The organism is Actinoalloteichus spitiensis RMV-1378, from assembly GCF_000239155.1.
Taxonomy (GTDB): domain Bacteria; phylum Actinomycetota; class Actinomycetes; order Mycobacteriales; family Pseudonocardiaceae; genus Actinoalloteichus_B; species Actinoalloteichus_B spitiensis.
The window spans coordinates 1-2,971 of sequence record NZ_AGVX02000817.1 but is presented as its reverse complement, the minus strand read 5'-3'; the positions used below and the strand labels follow the sequence as shown (position 1 = coordinate 2,971).

Sequence of the window (2,971 nt, the reverse complement as noted above, 5' to 3'; positions counted from 1 at the left end):
CCGCCGCCGGTCCCGTGGAGGACCGTCCAGCCCGGTGGCAGCGGGTCGCGGCGTCGGGGGAACATCGGACATGAAATCCTCCAGGTCTCGGGGGCGCACGTCGTCGACGGGACCGCTCCGGGTCCGCGATGTCCCCGCCCGGGGGGCACACCTCCCCGCATGCCGACCAGCGGTGCCGTCGGCGGTCGCGCGTCGAGGCGCGACCGGGCCGGGGCCGGCCGTTCGGCACCCGACCCTGGCTCTCCTCGGGGATCCCCCGGAGGAGATTCAGGGGCCTGACTGACCGATGCCCGCTGTGCCCACGCCCATCGACTCCTAGAGTCGTGGGCACCTCGACTCGAAGCGACGGGAGGACGGCCGCCGAAGCGACCAGAACGTGGGACACCCGCGCGACGCACCGTCCACCCGGTGGTGGGGGACCGGAGGACGGGGGCGGGGCGTCCGTGAGGACCGGGGCCCCAGGAGCCCCGGCGTGCCAATCACCCGCGACCACCCCGGGTGAGACCATCGACACGGAGAAGCACATATGTCGCTCGCTGGAGTGACCGGCAATGCGAATGACGGAACACGCGATCTGCTGGACGGCCTCACCGCCGCCGACGTCGCGCAGCGGGTCGCCGCGGGACAGACCAACGACGTGCCGGCCCGGGCCAGCCGGAGCGTCGCGCAGATCATCAGAGCCAACGTCCTGACCAGGATCAACGCCATCTACGCGGTGCTGTTCGTCCTGGTGATGTCCACCGGCTACTTCCTGGACGGGATCTTCGGCGTCCTCATCGTCGCCAACAGCGCGATCGGCGTGGTGCAGGAGCTCCGCGCCAAGCGGACCCTGGAGAAGCTCGCGATCATCGGGCAGAGCCGGCCCCGGGTGCGCCGGGACGGCGAGTCCGCCGAGGTCGCCCCGAACGAGGTCGTCCTCGACGACGTCATCGAACTGGGTGCGGGCGACCAGGTGGTGGTGGACGGGACGGTCCTCGCCGCCGAGGCGCTGGAGGTGGACGAGTCGCTGCTCACCGGCGAGTCGGACCCGGTGGTGAAGGCGCCGGGGGACCAGGTGCTGTCCGGGAGCTTCGTCGTCGCCGGATCGGGTGTCTACACCGCGACGAAGGTCGGCCGTGACGCCTACGCGGCCCGGTTGGCGGAGGAGGCCAGCAAGTTCACGCTGGTGAAGTCGGAGCTCCGGTCGGGGATCGACAGGATCCTCAAGGTCATCACCTACCTGCTGGTGCCCGCCGGTCTGCTCACGATCTACAACCAGCTCGCCGGCGACCAGGCGTGGCCGGAGGCGATCCGGGGCATGGTCGCCGCCCTCGTGCCGATGGTGCCCGAGGGCCTCATCCTGATGACCAGCATCGCCTTCGCCGTCGGGGTGATCCGACTGGGCCGGCACCAGTGCCTGGTGCAGGAGCTCCCGGCCATCGAGGGGCTGGCCAGGGTGGACGTGGTGTGCGCCGACAAGACGGGAACGCTGACCGAGAACGGGATGCGCCTGGCCGAGGTGCGGGTCCGCAACACCGGGGAGCCGTCGGCGAACGCGGCGCGGGCCCTGGCCGCGCTCGCCGCCGCCGACCCCCGCCCCAACGCCAGTCTCCAGGCGATCGCCGAGGCGCACCCCGACGACCCGGGGTGGACGGTCACGGGCACGGCGCCCTTCTCCTCGGCCCGGAAGTGGAGCGGCGCCAGTTTCGGGGAGCACGGCAACTGGTTGCTGGGCGCCCCCGACGTCCTGTTGGCCGAGGGCAGCGCGGAACGCGCCGAGGCCGAACGGATCGGCGCGCGCGGACTGCGGGTGCTGCTGCTCGCCCGGTCGGACCGCCCGGTGGACGCCGAGGACGCGCCCGGCCGGGTCAGCCCGGTCGCGTTGGTCGTGTTGGAACAGCGCATCCGCCCGGACGCGAAGGACACCATCGACTACTTCCAGGACCAGCAGGTCGGGTTGAAGGTCATCTCCGGGGACAACGCCACCTCGGTGGGCGCCGTCGCCGGGGACCTCGGGCTCCCCGGCGCCGACCGCCCCGTGGACGCGCGGAGCCTGCCCTCGGAGCCGGAACCGCTGGCCGACGCCGTGGAGACGGGAACGGTGTTCGGCCGGGTCGACCCGGGGCAGAAGCGGGCCATGGTCGGGGCGCTGCAGTCCCGGGGGCACACGGTGGCCATGACCGGCGACGGGGTCAACGACGTGCTGGCGCTCAAGGACGCCGACATCGGGGTGGCGATGGGCTCGGGGAGCCAGGCCAGCCGCGCGGTGGCGCAGATCGTGTTGTTGGACAACAAGTTCGCGACCCTGCCCAAGGTCGTCGCGGAGGGCCGCCGGGTCATCGGCAACATCGAGCGGGTCTCGAACCTGTTCCTCACCAAGACCGTGTACTCGGTGCTGCTGGCCCTGATGATCGGCATGGCCCAGGTGCCCTACCCGTTCCTGCCCCGGCACGTGACGATCACCGCCTGGTTCACGATCGGGGTGCCGGCCTTCATCCTGTCCCTCGCGCCCAACACCGAGCGGGCGCGGTCGGGTTTCGTCGGGAGGGTCATGCGGATGGCCATCCCCGCCGGCATCGTCATCTCGGTGGCGACCTTCGTGTCCTACCTGCTCGTCTACCAGGGGCCGGAGGCCAGCCAGGTGGACAGGGTCCAGGCGGGCACGACCGCGTTGATCACGCTGATCGTGATCGCGTTGTGGGTGTTGGCGATCGTGGCCAGGCCCTACTCGTGGTGGAAGGTCGGGTTGATCCTGGGCATGGCCGGGCTGTCCACGGCGATGTTCCTCATGCCGCTCACCCAGCGGTTCTTCGAGCTCGACCCCTCGAACCTCGCTGGTACGGCGAAGGCCCTGGTGTGCGGGGGTGTCGGCATCCTCGTGGTGGAGGCGGTGTGGTGGATCAACCGCTGGTGGTCGCGGCGGCGTGCCGTGGCCGGGGACGCGGTGCCCGCCTAGCGGGCTGGTCCGTCCCAGGCCGCGCCGGGTGGGCGG

The 2,971-nt window shown here is 71.7% G+C and carries 1 protein-coding gene; it reads left to right on the top strand.

The window, feature by feature from the left end; genetic code table 11:
• Positions 1–541: 541 nt before the first annotated feature.
• Entirely contained in the window at positions 542–2,935 is a 2,394-nt protein-coding gene (locus tag ACTIDRAF_RS0225645; RefSeq protein ID WP_016701502.1) for an HAD-IC family P-type ATPase, read from the top strand.
• The last annotated feature ends 36 nt before the right edge of the window (positions 2,936–2,971 follow it).